The organism is Alcaligenes sp. 1735tsa3 (assembly GCF_024134565.1).
GTDB lineage: Bacteria > Pseudomonadota > Gammaproteobacteria > Burkholderiales > Burkholderiaceae_B > Alcaligenes > Alcaligenes phenolicus.
In genome coordinates, this window is sequence record NZ_CP099862.1 from 1,713,935 (window position 1) to 1,732,564 (window position 18,630).

Sequence of the window (18,630 nt, forward strand, 5' to 3'; positions counted from 1 at the left end):
GTTCAGGCGCGAAGTAAATCATTAATACTGGTCTTGGCGCGGGTACGGGCATCCACACGCTTGACGATGATGGCGCAGGCCAGGCTATAGAGCCCATCGGCCGAAGGCAGGGAACCAGGGACCACTACCGAACCGGCAGGGACACGGCCCTGGTAAATCTTGCCTGTTTCGCGCTCGTAAATTTTGGTGCTTTGCGACAGGAAGACGCCCATGGCCAGCACCGAGTTCTCTTCTACGATGACCCCTTCCACCACTTCGGAACGGGCACCGATGAAACAGTTGTCCTCAATGATAGTGGGGTTGGCCTGCAGAGGCTCCAATACCCCGCCAATACCGACGCCACCCGACAGGTGAACATGCTTGCCGATCTGGGCGCAGGAACCAACGGTGGCCCAGGTATCCACCATGGTGCCTTCACCGACATAAGCGCCGATGTTCACAAACGAGGGCATCAGCACGACATCGGGTGCTACATAGGCGCCTTGGCGTACCACAGCACCGGGAACGGCGCGAAAGCCTGCCTGGGCAAACGCAGCCTGGTCGTGCTGCTCGAATTTCAGAGGCACCTTGTCATAGAAGGGAGCGGGCTCGCTGGCCATGACGCGGTTTTCGTTGATCCTGAAGGACAGAAGAATCGCTTTCTTGACCCAGTCGTTGACCTGCCACTGTCCGTCGATTTTTTCCGCCACACGCAGGGAACCGTAATCCAGCTTTTCGATCACGGTATGGATGGCCGTGCGCAGTTCAATGCTGTGTTCTTGGGGGGAGAGGGAAGCTCGCTGTTCCCACGCCGATTCGATCAGACTTTGGAGGTCGCTCATAGGCTAGGCTCTGTGAATGCAGGCCGTCTTTGGCAGTATCGGGATACAGAAGGCGCATGATGCGCGGTTTACCACCGCAGCGGCCGAGCTTGATTGGAGGCAACAGGATAACCGAGTCTGCCCCTTCCATGCACGGTTTTGTGGCTTTCTTTGTCGCTTTTGAGGACAGATGCATGTGGGATGCAGTCTGTCAGCAAGGTCAGGAAGGTGGTGTGTTGGCCAAGTGAACTTCATGTGCAGATGTGAATGCGGAGGTCTGCAATATCTGTATTAGATTTTTTTTGTTTACTTTATTTCTGAAGTTGTTTTTCTTTTTTCTTGTGGTTCGATAATTATTTTTCTACTTACCCTTGTTTTTCTTATCGCAGCTATTTTGTTTATTTATTATTGCTGCTGCTCAATTCAATCAGCTACGTAATCAAGTATTTCAAGATAATAAAAAATAAGCATGTATTGCCATACAAGCTTTGTGTGAAATTCTTGGGCGAGGCCTGATTTGCGGGTGTGTGCTGCCTGATCGTATAGCCTGCTTCTTTCTCGCTTGTCTCTGTAGAGCTTATGTAAAAAGGGTTTAACCCTTTCTCGTCCAGGGTCATGAGTCTATCCTTGTTGAGAATGAGGTGGCCTGCAGCCATGCGCTTTGATTCGGTTTCTCTTTTTACATTTTATAAAATTTATCGATTTTTTATCTGCCTAGAATGAGCGTGAAGTGTTTTTTGCTGCATTCAGTTCTTGTTTTTCATTCAAACGGAGGGCTTATGCGATCGATCCTTTTATGGCTTCTGGGTGTTCCTATCCCTATCATCATTTTGCTGGCTCTGTTTTGGCACTAAGGTGCGTGCGATCACAATCTGAAATAAGGAATCATCATGGCTACAACGCAATTTGGTTCGGATGCAGGTTTGGGGACGCAAGCCGTGGCGGAGTCTTCGCACTCCGCTGTGTCTTGGGGCGCTGTCATCGGGGGCGCGGTTATTGCCGCTGCCATGACGGTGACCTTGCTGGTAGGTGGGACCGGCCTGGGTTTCATGGCGATCTCCCCGTGGAGTAATGACGGGGCCTCAGGCACCACGATGGCTATCGGGACGATTATCTGGCTTTTTGTCACGCAGATCATTGCCTACGGTATTGCGGGCTATGTCACCGGACGTCTGCGTACCAATTGGACAGGTGTTCACGGCGATGAAGTTCATTTCCGCGATACGGCGCATGGTTTTCTGGTCTGGGCCGTGAGTGCGGTTGTCAGCGTCTTCTTGCTGGGATCGGGTGTCGCCTCGCTGGTCTCGGGTACGGCTCAGGCAGGGGCGAATCTGGCCGGGGCTGGAGTGGGAGCGGCATCGGCCATCGTAGGCCAGGCAGGCAAGGATCAGGCGCAAGGCCCTGGTTTGGGCTATTTCACCGACACCTTGTTACGTCCGGCAGATCCTGCCAATGCACCTGCTCAGACTGGCAACCCAGAACGTGAGGTCAGCCGGATTCTGGCTCGCAGCCTCAAAGAAGGGGAGGTGTCCCAGCAGGATCAGGATTACTTGCTGCGTTTGGTGGCCAACCGTACCGGCTTGACGCCCGAGCAAGCCAAGGAGCGCCTGGACTCCGTGCAAAAGCAAGCCAAGGAAACAGCCGACAAGCTGGAGCAGCAAGCTCGTGAAGCGGCTGACACCGCTCGCAAGGCAGCCGCTGCTTTCGCGCTGTGGGCATTTGCGTCCTTGTTGGTAGGTGCCTTCGTGGCAAGTCTGGCTGCAACGATTGGTGGACGGGCGCGTATCACGCGTTAAGCCCCAGTCATGATGCCAGGCCGCTTATAAGTTGAGGCGGGCAGTGCAGGCCCCCGGATGTCAGAGCTCCGGGGGCCTTTTTGTTTCTGCTTCCATCAAGTTGCTGTCTTGTCAGTTCCTTCAAGGAACACGAATAAAGTTGCTGGGTGCTTGCCCCAAGCGGCGCCGAAACATGGTGGAAAAGGCACTGGAGCTGTCGTAACCCAGATCCAGTGCAATCTGTGTGACGGATTGGCCTGCAGACAGCTTGGCCAGAGCCGCCAGCAGACAGGCTTGTTGACGCCATTCACTAAAACTCATGCCAGTTTGTTGCCGGAACAGGCGCGTAAAACTGCGCAGGCTTTTATTGATTTGCCCGGCCCACTGTTCTGGCGTGCTTTGAATATTGGGCTGACTTAAAAAGTCTTTGCAGAGCTGGGCCAGGGATGGGTCTTGAGGGATGGGGGCAAAGAGCGGCATGGTTTGCGCCAAACCGACTTCATGCAGAAGCAGTTGAGCCAAGGCGCCGTCGCGGCCATCTTCCTCGTACAGAGCGGGCAAGGCCAGGGAGGCCAGCAACAAGTGATGCAGCAAGGGCGTAATGACCAGCACTTCGCAGTGTGTGCTGTTGCGAGGTGCTGCTTCCGGCTCTATATATAAGCTTCGGGTGCTGGCGCTTTGCATGCGTACGCGATGGCGTTTGCCAGCTGGAATCCACACGCCGCTATAGGGCGGAATAACCCAGGCGCCATCGTCGGTTTCGACTTCCATCAGCCCGGTCATGGCATAGAGCATTTGCGCCCGTCGGTGCACATGAAAGTCCAGCAGCGTGCCCGGCGCGTAGTCCGTGCCAATCGCCAGCAAGGGGCGAGGGGTGGCATCTACGCTATCCAGTCGTACATTGTGCATAAGCAAGCCTCTGGCCGAAACGAAAGTATTGTTGACCGGTTTTAGCATGCCAGCCAAAGCAGGGCGACCTATTCTTGGGTTTTGTCATCTGTGTTGATGGGCGGCTATGTATTTTCTATTGCTGTTTTTTGGTTTGCTGGCTGGCGTGACCACCGTGCTGTTTGGCTTCGGTGGCGGTTTTGTGGTGGTTCCCGTGCTGTATTCGGTGCTGATTGGCATGTATGGCGTGGACAGTCAGATGGGGCAGGCGGCCATGCATATTGCGGTGGCCACTTCCACCTGCGTCATGATTTTTGGTGCTGGCCTGTCTACCTGGCGCCACCACAAGGCGGGCACTGTGCCTTGGGGGCAAGTGCGTCCTTTGCTCCTGTTCATCGCCTTGGGGGCGATTCCCGGTGCGGCAGCAGCCATGGCCTTGAGCGGGTCCTGGGTACGTTGGGTTTTTGTGGTGTATCTGGGCCTGACGATTCTGGATAGCCTGTTTCGTTCCGGCTTCACCCAAGAGTCCAGCAATACCATGCGCCCTTTAAGCAAGGCCAGTAGTGCTGGGGCCGGGGTAATTATTGGTGCGATTGCCGCCTTTTTGGGTGTCGGTGGTAGCGTGATCACCGTCCCCCTGATGCGTCGACGCGGTGCCAGCATGACCGCTGCCACGGCCGCAGCCAATCCCTTGTCCTTGCCGATGGCGGTGGTGGGGAGCCTGACTTACGCCATGCTGGCCTGGAATGCCGATTCCTTGGGGGCCTGGCATGCAGGTTATATCGACTTGCGCGCATGCCTGGTGCTGGTGATTGGCTCCTGGCTGGGGATTCGCTTCACCTCGCGCTGGATCGGCAAGATCCCGGACAGCATTCATGCCAAAGCCTATATCGCCTTGTTGGGGCTGGTGTTTTTGGTGATGCTGCTGGTTTAAGCGTTGCAGGGGTGGCCTTGCGCCACCGATCCTTCCAAGCTTGAAGGCTTCACTTTTCCTGTTTTGAAAACTTGTGTTTTTTTGTTGAGTGCGGCGACATGCAGTGCTTGCTGTGCTGCATTTTTCCCTATACTGAGCAGCACAGCACAAACAGGAGTGGGGCAACATGACAACAGAGATTGCAGTGGTCTTGGGTCTGGCTTTAATCGCGATTGTCTTGTTTGCTACAGAAAAACTCCGAATAGATGCTATCGCCTTGCTGGTGCTCAGCACCTTGGCGGTTCTGGGTTTGGTGACTCCCGAGCAGGCCGTGGGTGGTTTCAGCAATCCGGCCACGGTTACCGTCGCGGCCATGTTTGTGCTGGCTGCCGGGCTGCAAAATAGCGGGGCGCTGTCCGGGATTGGGGATTTGCTGAGCAAGGCACGCTCCCCTGTGCAGTTTCTGCTGCTGTTGTTTCTGGTTCTGGCGGTGATTGCTCCTTTCGTGAACAACACGGCGGTGGTAGCGGTATTCATTCCCATCGTCATGGCCGCCTGCGCACGGATAGGCATGTCGGCCTCCAAAGCGCTTATCCCCTTGTCCTATGTCTCGCAAATGGCCGGGGTCTGTACCTTGGTCGGGACCTCTACCAACCTGCTGGTCAATGCCATTGCCCGCGATCTGGGCCATCCCGGTTTCACCATGTTCGAGTTCACCGCCTTGGGGGTGATCTGTATGGCTGTGGGGTGTCTTTATTTGCTGACGATAGGGCGCTGGTTACTGCCCGATGCCCGTGGCGGCGAGTTGGTCGAGCAATATGAGCTGGGAAAATACATTACCGAGCTGCGGGTGATGCCCGATTCTTCCCTGATTGGCCAATCGGTGGGCGATGCCAAGCTGGGCGAGCAATACGGGGTGTTTGTGCTGGAGCTGTTGCGCGGCGATACCAAAGTGTGGGGTCCGCGAGAGCAGAAGATCGAGCAGGACGATGTGCTGTTGGCGCGCGGAGACTGGACCAAGCTGGACGAGCTGCGCAAAGAAGCGGGTCTGGAGGTAGACCCCCAGTTCAAGCTGGAACAACAGTCTTTCGAGCAGGTTGATCAGGTCTTGACCGAGGTCATGATTGCGCCGCGTTCGCGTATCAGTGGTCGTACTTTGGGCAGTTTGGGAGCAGGCTGGCACAAGAACGCCACCGTGCTGGGCATTCATCGCCGTGGTCAGGTCTTGCGTGAGCAATTGCGTGCTGTGCGTTTGCAGGTGGGCGATATCTTGTTGATGTTGACTCCGGCCGCAGAGGCGGCCGATTTGCGGGCTGACAGCAATATCATCGTGTTGTCCGAGCGCGAGGCCGAAAAGGAAATGGGCTGGCGTGCGCCGTTTGCACTGGTCACCATGGCCCTGGTGATTTTGCTGCCTGCCTTGGGCTGGGTGCCTATCAGCATCACCTCCTTGTTCGGTGCCGTGGCCATGACACTGGCCGGTTGTCTGAAAGCAGATGATGTGTACGACGCCATAGACTGGCGCATCATCATCTTGATGGCGGGTTTGCTGCCTTTGGGTATGGCCATGAGCGAGACCGGCGCGGCCCAGTTTCTGGTCGAAAATACCGTTGGTCTGGTGAAGTCCTTTGGACCTTTGACCGTGTTGGCCGTGGTCTACCTGATGGCCCTGATGCTGACGGAGTTCATGAGCAATGCCGCTGCTGCTGTCTTGCTGACACCGATAGGAATGTCCACGGCGAAAATGATGGGCGTCGATCCCACTCCATTCCTGATTGCCGTTACCTTCGCGGCTTCCACCAGTTTTGCCACGCCTGTGGGTTATCAGACCAACACCATGGTTTATGGCGCAGGCGGCTATCGATTTGTGGATTTCCTGAAAGTGGGTTTGCCCTTGAATCTGATTTTCTGGGTGTTGGGCGTGTTGTTGATCCCCGTTTTCTGGCCCTTCAATCCGGCTTGAAGCCGCTATTTATACGGCAAGAATAAAGGAGACCCTGCTCATGGCCTCACTCGCCCCGCAGACCATCCGGATGATGCAGGGACGAGAGGAGCTTGATTACAGGCTTGCGTCACCCGAGGGGCCGGATTGTTCCTTGGGACCTTTCCAGCGATAGCTCAGCAGCAGCACCCACAGGGTGGCCATGCCCAGTCCGTACAACATGGCTCCATAGGAAACAGAAATATCAATACCGCAGACCCGCGAGAAGCGGTCCGCGGTATCGCAGATATTCTTGATCGCCAGTACAAACAAGACGGTGTTGACGGCCATGGCCAGACAAGCGGACACCGCCCGTTCTGCCCAGATCAGACTGGCAACGGCCAGAATGGACAAGGGCATCAAGGAGTTGAGCACACTGGTATGCCAGGCTGAATACGCCTGGGAGGAGTTGAGCAAACTTTCGTTGACGTGCGCAAAGGGAAAGAGCCACAACACAATCAAAGCAGCGCACAGGAAAAAAATCAGTTTCCTGGTGGTGATGTTGAACACGATTAAAAGTAAAAGTTTGCTTTATGAGGATTTCGAGTGTAACTGAACTGTTTTATGCTTAAAGACAAGTTGTGTAAATTTCTCGGCACAATTTGCGACAATTTTGTTACTTGAATATGACATAAACAGAAGAATTTTCGAATTTAATCACGTTTTCGTGACAAATTGACGAAGTCTATTCCAATCGTCCACCTGAGGTAAATTGGAGTCTGGATTGTATGATGGCTATCTGGATGAACACTGCAGGAGTAACAAGGATGAAACGTTCCGTATGGTGCTTGAGTGCTGTATTAAGTGTGATGGCCTTGCCCGCCTGGGCTGATAACCCGGCTTGCCAGTATCGGGCTGCCGAAATTCAGAACCAGATTAACTATGCTCGCCAGCATGGCAATGTTCATCGAGAGCGTGGCCTGGAGCGCGCCTTGGCCAATGTGCAGATGCATTGCCGGGACGCGGATTTGCTGCGTGATGTACAGGAAGATATCCGCGAGCAGGAAGAGGACATCCAGGAACGCCTGGATGAAATCGCCGAGAAACGGGTTGAAGGGCGACAAGACAAGGTGGAAAAGCTGGAGAAAAAACTGGAACGTGATCGTGCCAAATTGGAACAACTGCAAGATGAATTGAAAGAATTGCAGGCTCTGGGTGCTCAGTAAAAAGCGTCACCGCAAGTCCTGAGTCTGTTCCTGTTCTGGCGATTGATCGCGTTAAAAAAGCCGGAGTCAGAAATAAATACGTGCTCCCACTGGGGCACGTTCTTTTGAATCTGAAAGGACTGCTTATAATCACAGGTGCAGTCGGCGCAATGATGTAAGCCGACCAAGCATAAAACAAGAGTGGTATGAGCAGAAAAAGTACAGGTCGTAGCGTTAAAAAAACCAGTAGTAGAAAAAAGACAGGGCAGGCAAACCCGTCCCGATTTCTGAAGTCCGTCCTTGCCGCGGCCCTGACCAGTTTCGGGATTGCAACGGCCTGGCTTCATCCCCAAGGGCTGAACTGGCAAAGTCTTGAACCGTTTCTGGTGTCCTTGGGTTGGCCAGGTGCGACGCAGCAGGATAGTGTGCCTGTTCCGGCCTCGGTCGAGGGGTATGTTCAAACCTCTTTTGCACATTGCCCCCAGTTCTTTCCCGGCTCGCGACCTGTCGTGCCCATGGCTTACACGCAAAGAGAGTTGTGCTTCAGCTCTTTTGCGATTTTGCATAGCGGCCAAACCAAGACGCCGGTGTTTGTCGTCCAGCGTCTGAATCGTCAGCAGATTCAGTCCGCCAAAGGCTTGAAGCGCACGGATCGTTTTTATGCTGAAGGCCGTTTGCCGCAGGCAGAGCGGGCCGAGCTGAATGACTATAGAGGCTCGGGCTTTTCGCGCGGGCATATGGCTCCGGCAGGGGATATGGCGTCGGAGCAGAGCATGGCGCAGAGCTTTTCTCTGGCCAATATGGTGCCGCAAAATCAGGTCCACAACGCTGGCCCCTGGAACAAGATCGAAGCCGATACCCGTAAATACGTGGCGCGTGCCGCAGGCAATGTGTATGTGTTCACCGGACCAGTGTACGAGCGCAATGCCGCGACGATAGGTTCCAGCCAGGTTGCCGTTCCCAGTCATTTGTTCAAGCTGGTGTATGACGCCACCACAGGACGCTCCTGGGTACATTGGCAGGCTAACCAGGCTTCCACTCGTGTTGGACCACCCATCAGCTACGAGGAGTTTGTAAGACGGACAGGCTTGCACTTGCTGCCTGACACCAGTCTTAAAAGATCGGGTTGAAGCAGACACCTTGGCGTGTGGGCACTAGCCCGTTTTATTTATTGAGTATGGCGTGGACTTGATCTTCAGAAAAAGACACGCTGTCCCCGACCTCGAAAACGTGGTAACTGATGTTCTGCTCGCTGACGACGCCCCTGAAATACGCCTTGGGGGTGGCTGGCAGTTGGGTGATACGAACACTGATGTAGCGCTCGCTGGTGTAAGAAACCAGCTGTACATGCATACCTTGCTTCAAATCCAGGGCGCCTGGGAAACGGTCCAGATCGTCATGGCTGACTACAACTCGGAATGCAGTGGGCCTGTGAATGACATAGGCTCCCTTCAGCTGGAGATGTAGAGTCAGGATCTGTTGTGCTTGTGTGCTGATTTGCGCGCCCGGATGTCGGACTTCCTGCTCCAGTTCGGGATTGGGCGTCAGATTCAAGATTTGGGTCAATAGCAAAAATTGTTCGTGAGTCATAAATTGCAAATTATCAGGAAAGGGAATCGACGGGCTTTGGAGGCTCAGGGTACAGTGTTCCTATTGTCCGCGATCGGTTCTGATTTCGATTCGCGGTAATTGCAATAAAGATTTTTTGTAGGGAAAACACAATGATGGTTCGACGTCTGATTCAAAGTTGCGCGGTGCTCGGTCTGGCCGCTTTGATGGCAGCTTGTTCCTCCGCGAAGCCCGGTGGTGGCCCCGTGTCAAAACTCTTTAATGAATGCACCTGGGACCGTGAGTCCTGCATGCACGAGGGCCGTTACGAAGCCGGAGAAAGCGAGTATGCCGAGCGTGAGGCTCGAGATTTGAACCGTCAGTCCGCCGCACGTTTGCGCCGTAGCGGTCTGTAAAAGGGAGTTCTCACGGCAGTGCCGGAGTTGTTCAGCCAAACGAGGTGCTGGCCGTGATTCGTGATGTGTTAGAGCGCCGGCAAACCGCTATTTATTGTGTGGCGATGTTGCTGGCCGCCTGGATGGCCAGTGTCTGGGTGATGCCAGCTAGTCTGGTCGACTGGATCAATCCAGCGCTGGCTTTCATGTTGTATGTCACCTTTGTGCAGGTGCCTATTGCCCAGTTAGGCAAAGCGCTGACCCAGCTGCGCTTTCTGGCCGTTTTGCTTCTGGCCAATTTTCTCCTGATACCTCTATTGGTCTTTGCGCTGGTGCCCTTGCTGCCAGACCACACCATGTTGCGCCTGGGCGTGCTGTTGGTCTTGCTGGCTCCTTGCATTGATTACGTCGTGACCTTTGCTCAATTAGGTCGTGCCGACGCCCGCGCACTTCTAGCCGCTACGCCGGTACTGCTGCTTGTGCAAATGCTGCTCCTGCCCTTGTTTTTGAAATTGGCCTTGGGGGAACAGTTCGGTTTGTACATCAAAGCCGGGCCGTTTCTGAATGCTTTCTTTTACCTGATTCTGATTCCGCTGCTGCTGGCGGGGGCCACCCAGTATCTCGCGGGTAAAAGTCATAGCTGGGCGCAGATAAAAACGGGTTTGGGCTTGGCCCCCGTTCCAGCCACTGCTTTGGTCTTGTTCATCGTCGTGGCGGCTGTTCTGCGACAACTGGAGCCTGCACTGGATGTCTTGTGGCGAGTGTTGCCGGTGTATGCGCTGTTTGCCATTCTGGCTCCTGTCATCGGCTGGGCGCTGGCACGGCAAGCGCGGCTGGCCGTCCCGTTGCGACGTGCGGTGGCTTTCAGCAGTGCAACTCGCAATTCTTTGGTGGTGCTGCCTCTGGCTTTGGCGATTCCGGGGGCTTTGCCGTTGTTGCCAGCCATCATTTTGACGCAGACTTTGGTGGAACTACTGGCACAGTTGGCCTATGTGCGTGTGCTGGCTCGCTGGGGCCAAAACGAAGAGGCTTGAGCGAGTTCTTGAGCAGGCACGCTGTTTATGGTTTGGTCAGTTGCCAGACCTCATTTGTAGCGGCCTTGCCCAGGCTTGGATAGTTTTTTAACTCATTGATTAAAAGGGACTTTGTTTGGTCCTGGGCTGAGTCTGCTTCCAAAATGGAGAAGGGGGCGTTTGTCTGCTAATGCCTGTGCAAACCGCTCGCTTTTCAGCAAGAATTTTCACTGGAAAACCGCCGCAAAATTGCGCGTTTTTTTCTTATAGAGCTTATAAAAAAAATCACATGGCAATTGTGTAGCCAAGCTCTATGATCTGCTCCGCCTCAGCCTTGAGTGCAACATCATGTTGCGGGCATGTTCTGTGTCCGCCTTCTATTACTTAGGATATCTTCAAAATGCTAGTTGCCGCTTTTCTGGCGTTTGCAGGCCTGTGCCTGTTCGTTAATGGTGTTCGTCTCTTTTACTCTGAAGGTCATCATGCTGGCAGGCTGGTGGATGCCAAAGATGCTGCTATCGTCAACTTGTTCACGGCCGTACTGGGATTCATCTGCATGTCCCATATCTTGAACCCCGCCAATAGCACCGTGTACTCTCCCTTGTCGGCCATTTATCTGGGCCTGTTTGCCTTGACCTATTTTTGGGTAGGGGTGAACGCGTTTACAGGAAGTGATGGGCGTGCCTTGGGCTGGTATTCCTTGGTGGTCGCCTGCATCGCTGTTCCCGCCGCCCTTACAAATTTGAGCGTAGCCGAGCGGATTTTTGACTACTGGCAAGTCCTGAGCTGGTTGTCCTGGGCAGTGCTCTGGTTCATGTTCTTCTTGCTGCTGGTGCTGAATAAACCCATTGCCCGCCTGACTGGGCTGGTGTCTGCCGTGCAAGGGGTGCTGACAGCCTTGCTCCCCGCGCTGTTGTATTTCTGGGGCGTGATTTAAGAGAGCAGGGCGTTTCTTGGAAAGTGAAAAAGGCCTGGTGTGAAAACTGGGCCTTTTTGCTGCCTGATGCCTTCTGGCATAGTGAAGTAAGGGTCGGTTTTCGCTAATTTTCAACCTTGATGCGCTGCGTGTTCAGCCTGGATTTCACACAAACCGCGCGATCAGATTTCCCCCGCTCTTTTCTTCCGCTTCTGATTGTGTCGTCCGGCATCAAGCAGCACAGCACCCGCGCCTGACAGGGATAACTGATCCCCCGGGTTTCTAAGTGGGCAGTCCGTCATGGACAAACACCCACAGCCTATACAGCCATCCAGCTCATCGCGTAGCTGTGTCAGGCTGAGAATCCGCTCATTCAACATATCCCGCCAGCTCGTGGACAAGGTGGCCCAGTCCTTTGCGTTCAGTGGCCGGCCAGTAGGTAATTCATCCAGGGCTGTTTTGATGGTAGCCAGTGGAATGCCGGCGCGCTGCGCAATTTTGATGACCGCAATTTTCCGTAGAACATCCCGGTGATAGCGGCGCTGGTTACCATCGCTACGCCAGCCATGAATGAGACCTTTGGTTTCATAGTGATGCACGGTTGCAATGGTGACCCCGCTGCGGCGGGCGACTTCACCCACGGACAGAGGGATGCTGGTATCGATTCTCATGGTGTTTGGATCTCTTGACCTCATCTATGCATGAGGTTTTATAAAAGACCACTCTTGCCTATGCAAGCTTTTCAAGCGGCAGGGCTACTTTTAAAAGAATGAGTCGAGATCTTATGAAGAATCAGCAAGCTTGCGCGCGTAGCGGGCAAGGGGTACAGACCGGGTGGGGCGCTTTGTTGTCGGGGGCCAATGCCATGCGTGCCCTCGTCCTGGCCGGTGGAGTGGTATTGCATGCCGTCAATGTCTACATTGTGACCACCATTTTGCCCACGGTTGTGCAGGATATTGGTGGGCTGGATTTATATGCCTGGAATACGACCCTGTTTGTCGTGGCGTCTATTCTGGGTTCGGCTCTGTCACCCAAGTTGCTGGCCTTGACGGGTCCTAAAGGCAGCTATGCCGTCGCAGCCTTGATCTTTGCGGTGGGGGCGCTTGTTTGCGCGCTGGCGCCGAATATGTCCCTTTTGCTGTTCGGGCGCTTCGTCCAGGGGATTGGCGGTGGTTTTCTCTTTGCTCTGGCGTACGCCATGATTCGTCTGGTTTTTGCAGAGCCCTTGTGGCCTCGAGCCATGGCGTTGGTATCAGCGATGTGGGGCGTGGCAACGTTGGCCGGGCCGGCAGTCGGTGGCGTGTTTGCGCAGTGGGGAATGTGGCGTGCGGCTTTTGGATCGGTCGCCTTGATTGCCGTGCTTTTTGCCGCTTTGGCATTAGTAGTCCTCCCCAAACGCGAGCAACATGCCGCGGCGGTGAGCAAGGTGGCTATTCCTGTGATTCAACTGCTGTTGTTGACGCTGGCGGTGTTGGCGATCTCTGCCGGTAGTACCTCGGCAGATGTACTGCAAAATGCGCTTGGCCTGGGCTTGGCGGGGGTGTTGGCCGTCGCTTTGCTGGTAGTGGAAAAACGTTCGTCTACCAAGTTGCTGCCATCGGGGGCGTTTCAGTTCAGATCTGCTATTGCCAAACTCTATGCCTTGATGTCCTTGTTAGTGCTGACGGTGACCAGTGGTGAAGTTTTTGCACCGCTTTTTCTGCAAGTCTTGCATCAACAGTCCCCGTTAGTAGCGGGGTACTTGACGGCGCTGATGGGGGCGGGCTGGACGGTAGGGGCAATTATCAGCTCGGGCCTGGGGGAAAAAGCCATTGCGCGGGCGATCATGGCTGGGCCTATCCTGGGACTGCTGGGTATGGTGGGGCTTGTTGTTTTACTGCCAGATACCAGTACGGGTTCCGTCCTGGCTCTGGCACCGATTTGTCTGGCTCTGGCCTTGATAGGCGTGGGAGTAGGGGTAGCTTGGCCCCATTTGCTGGTGCGGGTTTTCAAGGCAGTGCCAGCCCAAGAGCAGGAACTGGCGGGGGCATCGATTACAACCATTCAGCTCTTTGCAACCGCAAGCGGAGCAGCCTTGGCTGGAATGATTGCCAATGCGGGTGGACTCATTGATCCCGGTGGCGTGGAGGGAACGCGTCAAGCGGCTTATTATTTATTTGGAATTTTTGCTGTGGCACCGCTGTTAGGGATAGGAGTGGCAAGGAACTGTCGGGCGTGAATGCTGTCTGATTAATTATGAGCCAGCTAATTTGTTCAGCATTCTGCTAGGGTTAATACTAGAGCGTCCATTAATTAGCTCTTATTGATATAAGATTTAGTGCAATTGAAGCCTGGTTCTATATTTTTAATTTTCATGAAGGAGGTTGCCTTGTGAATAGTGCCCCCTTTACTAATCAGGTATCCAAACCCGATCCGCAGCCTAAGCCCATGCGCTGGCCTAGCGATTTTCCGGGTAAACACGATCGGCAGGAATAAGCTCCGGATTTAATCGGGAAGCCGCCTTCAAGGGCGGCTTTTTTGTGTCTGCGCTTCAAGGCTTTCTTTTGTGGGGCTCGGAAATGAGGGGGGGATCTTTCGGGCTTGGTAGTAGGGATATCAGGTGACGTGCCCATTGCTCTTGCTGCTTCACTAAGCTGTTTGTTGTGGCCCAGCCATCTCTGTGCCGACTTTCTCTTTATGCAGGGCATGGTTTTTGTCTTGTCTGGCTGGCCGTGTTGAAGTCCTCCCCTGAGACTCCCTGACGACAAAATCCCTTCCTCTTGGGCCGGTTTCAAACCGGCTTTGAGCTACGTCTATAGAACGATGTCCATACTCCCTTTCAGCTCATCAATGTAGTATAAAGTAACAAATATTCTTCGGTTTATTGGTCTTTAGGGCAAATTTATGACCTCTTTATGCATGAAAAATGTAGTTATCGAGTAAAAAAAAGGAATAAATGTTATTTATTGTCAAATGTGACTAGATAATATAATTACTTGCGAATGATTGTCATTATTGATTTTTTATAAAGGAAAGATGGGGATGAATCGCAATCCAAAGCCAAGCCCAAATCCGGCTCCCAGCCCAAGTCCTGATCCGGCTCCCAAGCCCGAGCCGCAACCCATGCGCTGGCCCAGTGACTTTCCTGGAAAGCACGATCGCTACAACTGATGTTTAAGTAGAGAGGTGTTCAGGAGAAAAGCACAGTGCCCAGCGGGGGTCTTGCGATTCTGCCCCCCCCGGCACGTGCTTTTTCTCAGCAGTCTCGAGGTCGATTTCAGTAAATACCGTTGGATTTATCAGATCTATATAGCGCAGCTTTGGTGGGCTGTTACCTGAAAATAACTTTATTAGCGCGGACAAGCTTTAACTAATGATTGTGAGAATGGGCTAGCTTTCGTACGCAACCATACAAGACGTGCAGCAAGTTGATTGAGTGGCAATTATTAACGGCCAAACAATTACAAGGGAACCAAATCAATAGACGCACTCGCAGTCATGTGCATCGCTCACAGCATTGAACTGGACTCCAATACCTAGGCGATGTGGCTATTTTTTTTGAGGAATTCGTGGGGCCTTTATGGGGCCTACGATGTTGAATACTTGAAAACAGGCTATTAAAAGCTGTTAGGGTATGAAAGTTAAGCCGTTGATTTTGCTTAAAATTGATTTTTCTGAATCAACGGTTTTCATGCTCTGGTGCGAACGGAGAGACTCGAACTCTCACACCTCTCGGCGCCAGAACCTAAATCTGGTGCGTCTACCAATTCCGCCACGTTCGCAGCACGAAAGAAATAGATTCTAGCTTGGATTTTCATCCTCGGCAAGTGCTTGCTCCGTATGAAAAACAAATAGATTAGGGGCCATCTTGTACTGGCCCCCAGATGCTTTTGTACTGCTGTGTTTTACTTGCGTTTTGGGTTCTTAGCGATCAGGCCGCGTGCTTGCCAGTCGGCTTGTTGTTCGGCGCTGATCCCCAGATTATCCAGGATTTCCTGGGTGTCCTGGCCCAGGTGCGGAGCAGGGCGGTAGATGGCGCCAGGGGTGTGGCTCAGTTTGGGAACGATACCGGGTACTTTAAGCGGTGTGCCGTCTGGAAGACTGCTGTCCAGCAGCATGTCACGGGCCTGATAGTGGGGATCTGCTGCGATATCGGCAATGTCATAAACCCGCCCTGCGGGAACGCCAGCCTGGTCCAGAATTTCCAGTACCTTGTCCAGTTCCAGAGCGCTGGCCCAGTGGCCAATGGCGGCATCGATCACGCCTGCATTTCGGGCGCGACCATCATTGTGCGCGTAGTCGGGATTGTCAGCCATATCAGCGCGCCCAATGGCGTTCATCAAGCGCTTGAAAATGCTGTCGCCATTGCCGGCGATCAAGGCGTACTTGCCATCCTTGCAGACGTAGGCATTGCTGGGCGTAATGCCGGGCAGGCTGCTGCCGGCAGGCTCCCGAATGGCGCCGAAGGCGGAGTATTCGGGCAGCAGACTTTCCATCATGTTGAACACGGATTCATACAGGGCCACGTCAATATATTGACCTTCGCCCTTGTTCTGTTCACGCTGGCGCAGGGCCATCATGATGCCGATGACACCATGCAAGGCTGCCAGAGAGTCTCCAATGGACACGCCAACCCGTACCGGCGGCCGTCCGGCCTCACCGCTAAGGTGGCGCAAGCCGCCCATGGCCTCGCCAATCACGCCGAAACCGGGCTTGTCTTTGTAAGGGCCGGTCTGGCCGTAGCCCGATACACGCAACATGATCAGACCGGGGTTGATGGCTTTCAGGTCTTCCCAGCCTAGCCCCCATTCTTCCAGGGCGCCGGGGCGAAAGTTCTCGATCAGAATGTCACATTCTTTTACCAGTGCGCGCACCACGTCCTGACACTCCGCCTGTCGCAGGTCCAGGGCCAGAGACTTCTTGTTACGGGATTGCACCTCCCACCAGACCGAGTTACCGTCATGCAGCAAACGCCATTTACGCAAGGGGTCACCGCCTTTGGGGGATTCGATCTTGATGACGTCCGCGCCAAATTCGCCCAGGATCTTGGCGGCAAAGGGGCCGGCGATCAATTGGCCCAGTTCCAGGACCCGGATGCCGCCTAAAGGGGAGTTCATGTGCATATCAGTCTTGCGTAGGGAAGGTAAAGTAAGGGATCATAGTCCGGCACGGCTGTATTGTCTTGACAGGAAATTATGATTCAAAATACGTTTGTTTGGATTTACCGTGCCAGTTTCCGGTAAAATGCCGGATTACTCTTATCAATTACTCAATTTAATATAGGTCTTCAATGCAGCCCGAGGTTGAAATTCTGTCCGGCTTGGAGCGCCGAGTCGATGTGGTCGTTTCGGTGGCCGACGTAGAAAAACAAGTCCAGGCCCAGCTCAAGCGTGTGGCTCGTACGGCCAAGGTACAGGGCTTCCGTCCCGGTAAAGCGCCTTTGTCCGTTGTCGAGCGCAGCCACGGCCCTGGTATCCGTTACGACGCCATCAACGAAGAAATCGGCAAAGCCCTGGACAAAGTGATCCAGGACTCCAAATTGCGCGTAGCCGGCACTCCTAATCTGGAAGCCAAAGAAGGCGAGCCTGCTGAAGGCACCATGGCCTTTACCGCAACTTTCGAAGTTTACCCAGAAGTGGCCCTGCCTGATCTGTCCAAACTGGAAATCAAGCGTGCCAACACGCCTGTGACCGACGAAGACATCCAGCGCACCGTAGACGTGCTGCGCAAGCAACGCGCCAACTACGAATCCAGCGCTGATCGCCAAGCTCAGGAAGATGACCGCATCACTCTGGACTTTGTGGGCACCATTGACGGCGTCGCCTTTGAAGGCGGTAGCGCTGAAGGTTTCCAGTACCTGCAAGGTCGTGGCCGCATGCTGCCCGAGTTCGAGACTGCCGTTGCCGGCATGAAAGCAGGCGAAACCAAAACCTTCCCTCTGGAATTCCCTGCCGACTACACCGGCAAGGAAGTGGCTGGCAAAACTGCCGAATTCAAGATCACCGTGACAGACGTGGCCCAGCCTGTTCTGCCCGAACTGGATGCTGAATTTGCCAAGTCCCTGGGTCAGGCTGAAGGTGATGTGGACGCTTTGCTGGCCGACATTCGTGCCAACATCGAACGCGAAATCAAGGCTCGTGTGCACGCCCGTAACAAATCCGCTGTGATGGACGCCTTGCTGTCTGCCAGCGAATTTGACGTGCCTAACGCTCTGGTGGACAACGACGTGGAAGGTCGCATCGCTTCGGCTCGCGCCGAACTGAAAGAGCGCGGCGTGCCTGATGCAGACAAGATGCCTATCCCTGCCGAGGCCTTCAAGGAAGAATCCACTCGCCGCGTGCGTCTGGGTCTGCTGGTCTCCGAACTGGTCAAGGCTGCTGAACTGCAAGCCAAGCCCGAGCAGGTTCGTGCCCGCATCGAAGAATTTGCCCAGAACTACGAACAGCCCGCCCAAGTGGTGGCCTACTACTTGTCCGATCGCCAGCGTCGCGCCGAGATTGAGGCAGTGGTACTCGAAGATAACGTCGTCGAGCACGTACTGTCCCAGGCCAAGGTGTCCGACGAGGAGGTGGCGTTCGACCAAATCATGGGAACCAACTAATGTCGTCAACCTTTGTCGACTTCTACGCCTCAATGCATGGGGGGCAATCCGTTGCCCCTACGGGTTTGGGCTACGTGCCTATCGTGATCGAGCAGTCCGGTCGTGGAGAGCGGTCTTACGACATCTACTCCCGCCTGCTGCGCGAGCGCATCATCTTTCTGGTGGGCCCGGTTCATGACAACTCGGCCAACCTGATTGTGGCCCAGCTGCTGTTTCTGGAGTCGGAAAATCCTGAAAAGGATATTTCGCTCTACATCAACTCGCCCGGTGGTTCGGTCTATGCAGGCCTGGCCATCTACGACACGATGCAGTTCGTCAAGCCGGAAGTCTCGACATTGTGTACCGGCATGGCTGCCAGCATGGGCGCTTTCTTGCTGTCTTCGGGCGTCAAGGGCAAGCGTCTTGCCTTGCCTAACTCGCGCATCATGATTCATCAGCCTTCGGGCGGTGCGCGAGGCCAGGCTTCCGATATCCAGATTCAGGCCAAGGAAATCCTGAGCCTGCGTGAACGCTTGAACAAGATCCTGGCCGAAAACTGCGGCCAGCCTGTCGAGCGTATCGAGCTGGATACCGAGCGTGACAACTTCATGGCAGCTGAAGACGCTGTGGCCTATGGCCTGATCGACAAGGTGATGAACACTCGTGACGAGTAATCATCTGTCCCGCCAGGGATCGA

Annotated in this window: 18 protein-coding genes, 1 tRNA gene and 1 pseudogene; 13 read left to right on the plus strand and 7 right to left on the minus strand. The window is 54.3% G+C overall.

Annotated features, from left to right (window positions below):
- Positions 1–2: 2 nt before the first annotated feature.
- Positions 3–821: a 2,3,4,5-tetrahydropyridine-2,6-dicarboxylate N-succinyltransferase gene (gene dapD / locus NIZ92_RS07910; protein ID WP_026482863.1), complete on the minus strand. Its 819-nt coding sequence runs from the start codon at positions 819–821 to the stop codon at positions 3–5.
- 869 nt (positions 822–1,690) lie between these two features.
- Here dapD and NIZ92_RS07915 point away from each other — a divergent pair.
- The gene (locus tag NIZ92_RS07915; RefSeq protein WP_009455739.1) at positions 1,691–2,596 is read left to right on the plus strand and encodes a hypothetical protein; all 906 of its coding nucleotides are present in this window, start codon (positions 1,691–1,693) and stop codon (positions 2,594–2,596) included.
- Positions 2,597–2,716: 120 nt separating this feature from the next.
- Here the strand turns inward: NIZ92_RS07915 and NIZ92_RS07920 are convergent, their stop codons facing one another.
- The gene (locus NIZ92_RS07920; RefSeq protein WP_254003038.1) at positions 2,717–3,484 is read right to left on the minus strand and encodes a helix-turn-helix transcriptional regulator; all 768 of its coding nucleotides are present in this window, start codon (positions 3,482–3,484) and stop codon (positions 2,717–2,719) included.
- 106 nt (positions 3,485–3,590) lie between these two features.
- On the opposite strand from NIZ92_RS07920, the gene NIZ92_RS07925 reads away from it, so the two are divergent.
- The 3 genes and pseudogenes from NIZ92_RS07925 to NIZ92_RS19620 all read left to right on the plus strand — a co-directional run bounded on the left by NIZ92_RS07925 (position 3,591) and on the right by NIZ92_RS19620 (position 6,339).
- Positions 3,591–4,397, plus strand: coding sequence for a sulfite exporter TauE/SafE family protein (locus NIZ92_RS07925; protein WP_009455740.1), 807 nt, complete (start codon positions 3,591–3,593; stop codon positions 4,395–4,397).
- A gap of 154 nt (positions 4,398–4,551) precedes the next feature.
- Positions 4,552–5,406, plus strand: a pseudogene (locus NIZ92_RS19615) (SLC13 family permease); the annotation flags it as partial.
- A 90-nt stretch (positions 5,407–5,496) separates the two neighbouring features.
- Complete coding sequence (locus tag NIZ92_RS19620) at positions 5,497–6,339, plus strand: SLC13 family permease (protein WP_338001556.1); 843 nt, start codon at positions 5,497–5,499, stop codon at positions 6,337–6,339.
- A gap of 96 nt (positions 6,340–6,435) precedes the next feature.
- Here the strand turns inward: NIZ92_RS19620 and NIZ92_RS07935 are convergent, their stop codons facing one another.
- Entirely contained in the window at positions 6,436–6,813 is a 378-nt protein-coding gene (locus tag NIZ92_RS07935) for a DUF202 domain-containing protein (protein ID WP_240378722.1), read from the minus strand.
- A gap of 311 nt (positions 6,814–7,124) precedes the next feature.
- On the opposite strand from NIZ92_RS07935, the gene NIZ92_RS07940 reads away from it, so the two are divergent.
- Together NIZ92_RS07940 and NIZ92_RS07945 are read left to right on the plus strand one after the other, a co-directional pair.
- Positions 7,125–7,523, plus strand: coding sequence for a DUF1090 domain-containing protein (locus NIZ92_RS07940; RefSeq protein WP_254003039.1), 399 nt, complete (start codon positions 7,125–7,127; stop codon positions 7,521–7,523).
- A 185-nt stretch (positions 7,524–7,708) separates the two neighbouring features.
- Positions 7,709–8,632: a DNA/RNA non-specific endonuclease gene (locus NIZ92_RS07945; RefSeq protein ID WP_081055387.1), complete on the plus strand. Its 924-nt coding sequence runs from the start codon at positions 7,709–7,711 to the stop codon at positions 8,630–8,632.
- A gap of 34 nt (positions 8,633–8,666) precedes the next feature.
- Here NIZ92_RS07945 and NIZ92_RS07950 read toward each other — a convergent pair whose 3' ends face one another.
- Complete coding sequence (locus NIZ92_RS07950; protein ID WP_254003040.1) at positions 8,667–9,092, minus strand: hypothetical protein; 426 nt, start codon at positions 9,090–9,092, stop codon at positions 8,667–8,669.
- A gap of 131 nt (positions 9,093–9,223) precedes the next feature.
- On the opposite strand from NIZ92_RS07950, the gene NIZ92_RS07955 reads away from it, so the two are divergent.
- The 3 genes from NIZ92_RS07955 (at position 9,224) to NIZ92_RS07965 (ending at position 11,395) form a co-directional block, all read left to right on the plus strand.
- Positions 9,224–9,466: a hypothetical protein gene (locus NIZ92_RS07955; protein ID WP_009455761.1), complete on the plus strand. Its 243-nt coding sequence runs from the start codon at positions 9,224–9,226 to the stop codon at positions 9,464–9,466.
- Between the two features lie 47 nt (positions 9,467–9,513).
- Positions 9,514–10,479, plus strand: coding sequence for an arsenic resistance protein (locus NIZ92_RS07960; RefSeq protein WP_254003210.1), 966 nt, complete (start codon positions 9,514–9,516; stop codon positions 10,477–10,479).
- Between the two features lie 379 nt (positions 10,480–10,858).
- Positions 10,859–11,395: an AmiS/UreI family transporter gene (locus NIZ92_RS07965; RefSeq protein WP_026482851.1), complete on the plus strand. Its 537-nt coding sequence runs from the start codon at positions 10,859–10,861 to the stop codon at positions 11,393–11,395.
- A 161-nt stretch (positions 11,396–11,556) separates the two neighbouring features.
- Here NIZ92_RS07965 and soxR read toward each other — a convergent pair whose 3' ends face one another.
- Positions 11,557–12,045, minus strand: coding sequence for a redox-sensitive transcriptional activator SoxR (gene soxR, locus NIZ92_RS07970; RefSeq protein ID WP_035268132.1), 489 nt, complete (start codon positions 12,043–12,045; stop codon positions 11,557–11,559).
- Between the two features lie 113 nt (positions 12,046–12,158).
- Between soxR and NIZ92_RS07975 the strand changes: the two genes are divergently transcribed.
- Together NIZ92_RS07975 and NIZ92_RS19625 are read left to right on the plus strand one after the other, a co-directional pair.
- Complete coding sequence (locus NIZ92_RS07975) at positions 12,159–13,592, plus strand: MFS transporter (protein WP_254003041.1); 1,434 nt, start codon at positions 12,159–12,161, stop codon at positions 13,590–13,592.
- An 803-nt stretch (positions 13,593–14,395) separates the two neighbouring features.
- Entirely contained in the window at positions 14,396–14,524 is a 129-nt protein-coding gene (locus NIZ92_RS19625; protein ID WP_268380419.1) for a hypothetical protein, read from the plus strand.
- A 526-nt stretch (positions 14,525–15,050) separates the two neighbouring features.
- Here NIZ92_RS19625 and NIZ92_RS07980 read toward each other — a convergent pair.
- Positions 15,051–15,135, minus strand: a tRNA-Leu gene (locus tag NIZ92_RS07980).
- A gap of 123 nt (positions 15,136–15,258) precedes the next feature.
- Positions 15,259–16,470, minus strand: coding sequence for a CaiB/BaiF CoA-transferase family protein (locus NIZ92_RS07985; protein WP_254003042.1), 1,212 nt, complete (start codon positions 16,468–16,470; stop codon positions 15,259–15,261).
- A 173-nt stretch (positions 16,471–16,643) separates the two neighbouring features.
- Here NIZ92_RS07985 and tig point away from each other — a divergent pair, with 173 nt between their 5' ends.
- Positions 16,644–17,954, plus strand: coding sequence for a trigger factor (tig, locus tag NIZ92_RS07990; RefSeq protein ID WP_009459092.1), 1,311 nt, complete (start codon positions 16,644–16,646; stop codon positions 17,952–17,954).
- The gene (gene clpP / locus NIZ92_RS07995; protein WP_021446711.1) at positions 17,954–18,607 is read left to right on the plus strand and encodes an ATP-dependent Clp endopeptidase proteolytic subunit ClpP; all 654 of its coding nucleotides are present in this window, start codon (positions 17,954–17,956) and stop codon (positions 18,605–18,607) included. Before tig ends, clpP begins: the two co-directional genes overlap by 1 nt.
- Positions 18,608–18,630: the final 23 nt, after the last annotated feature.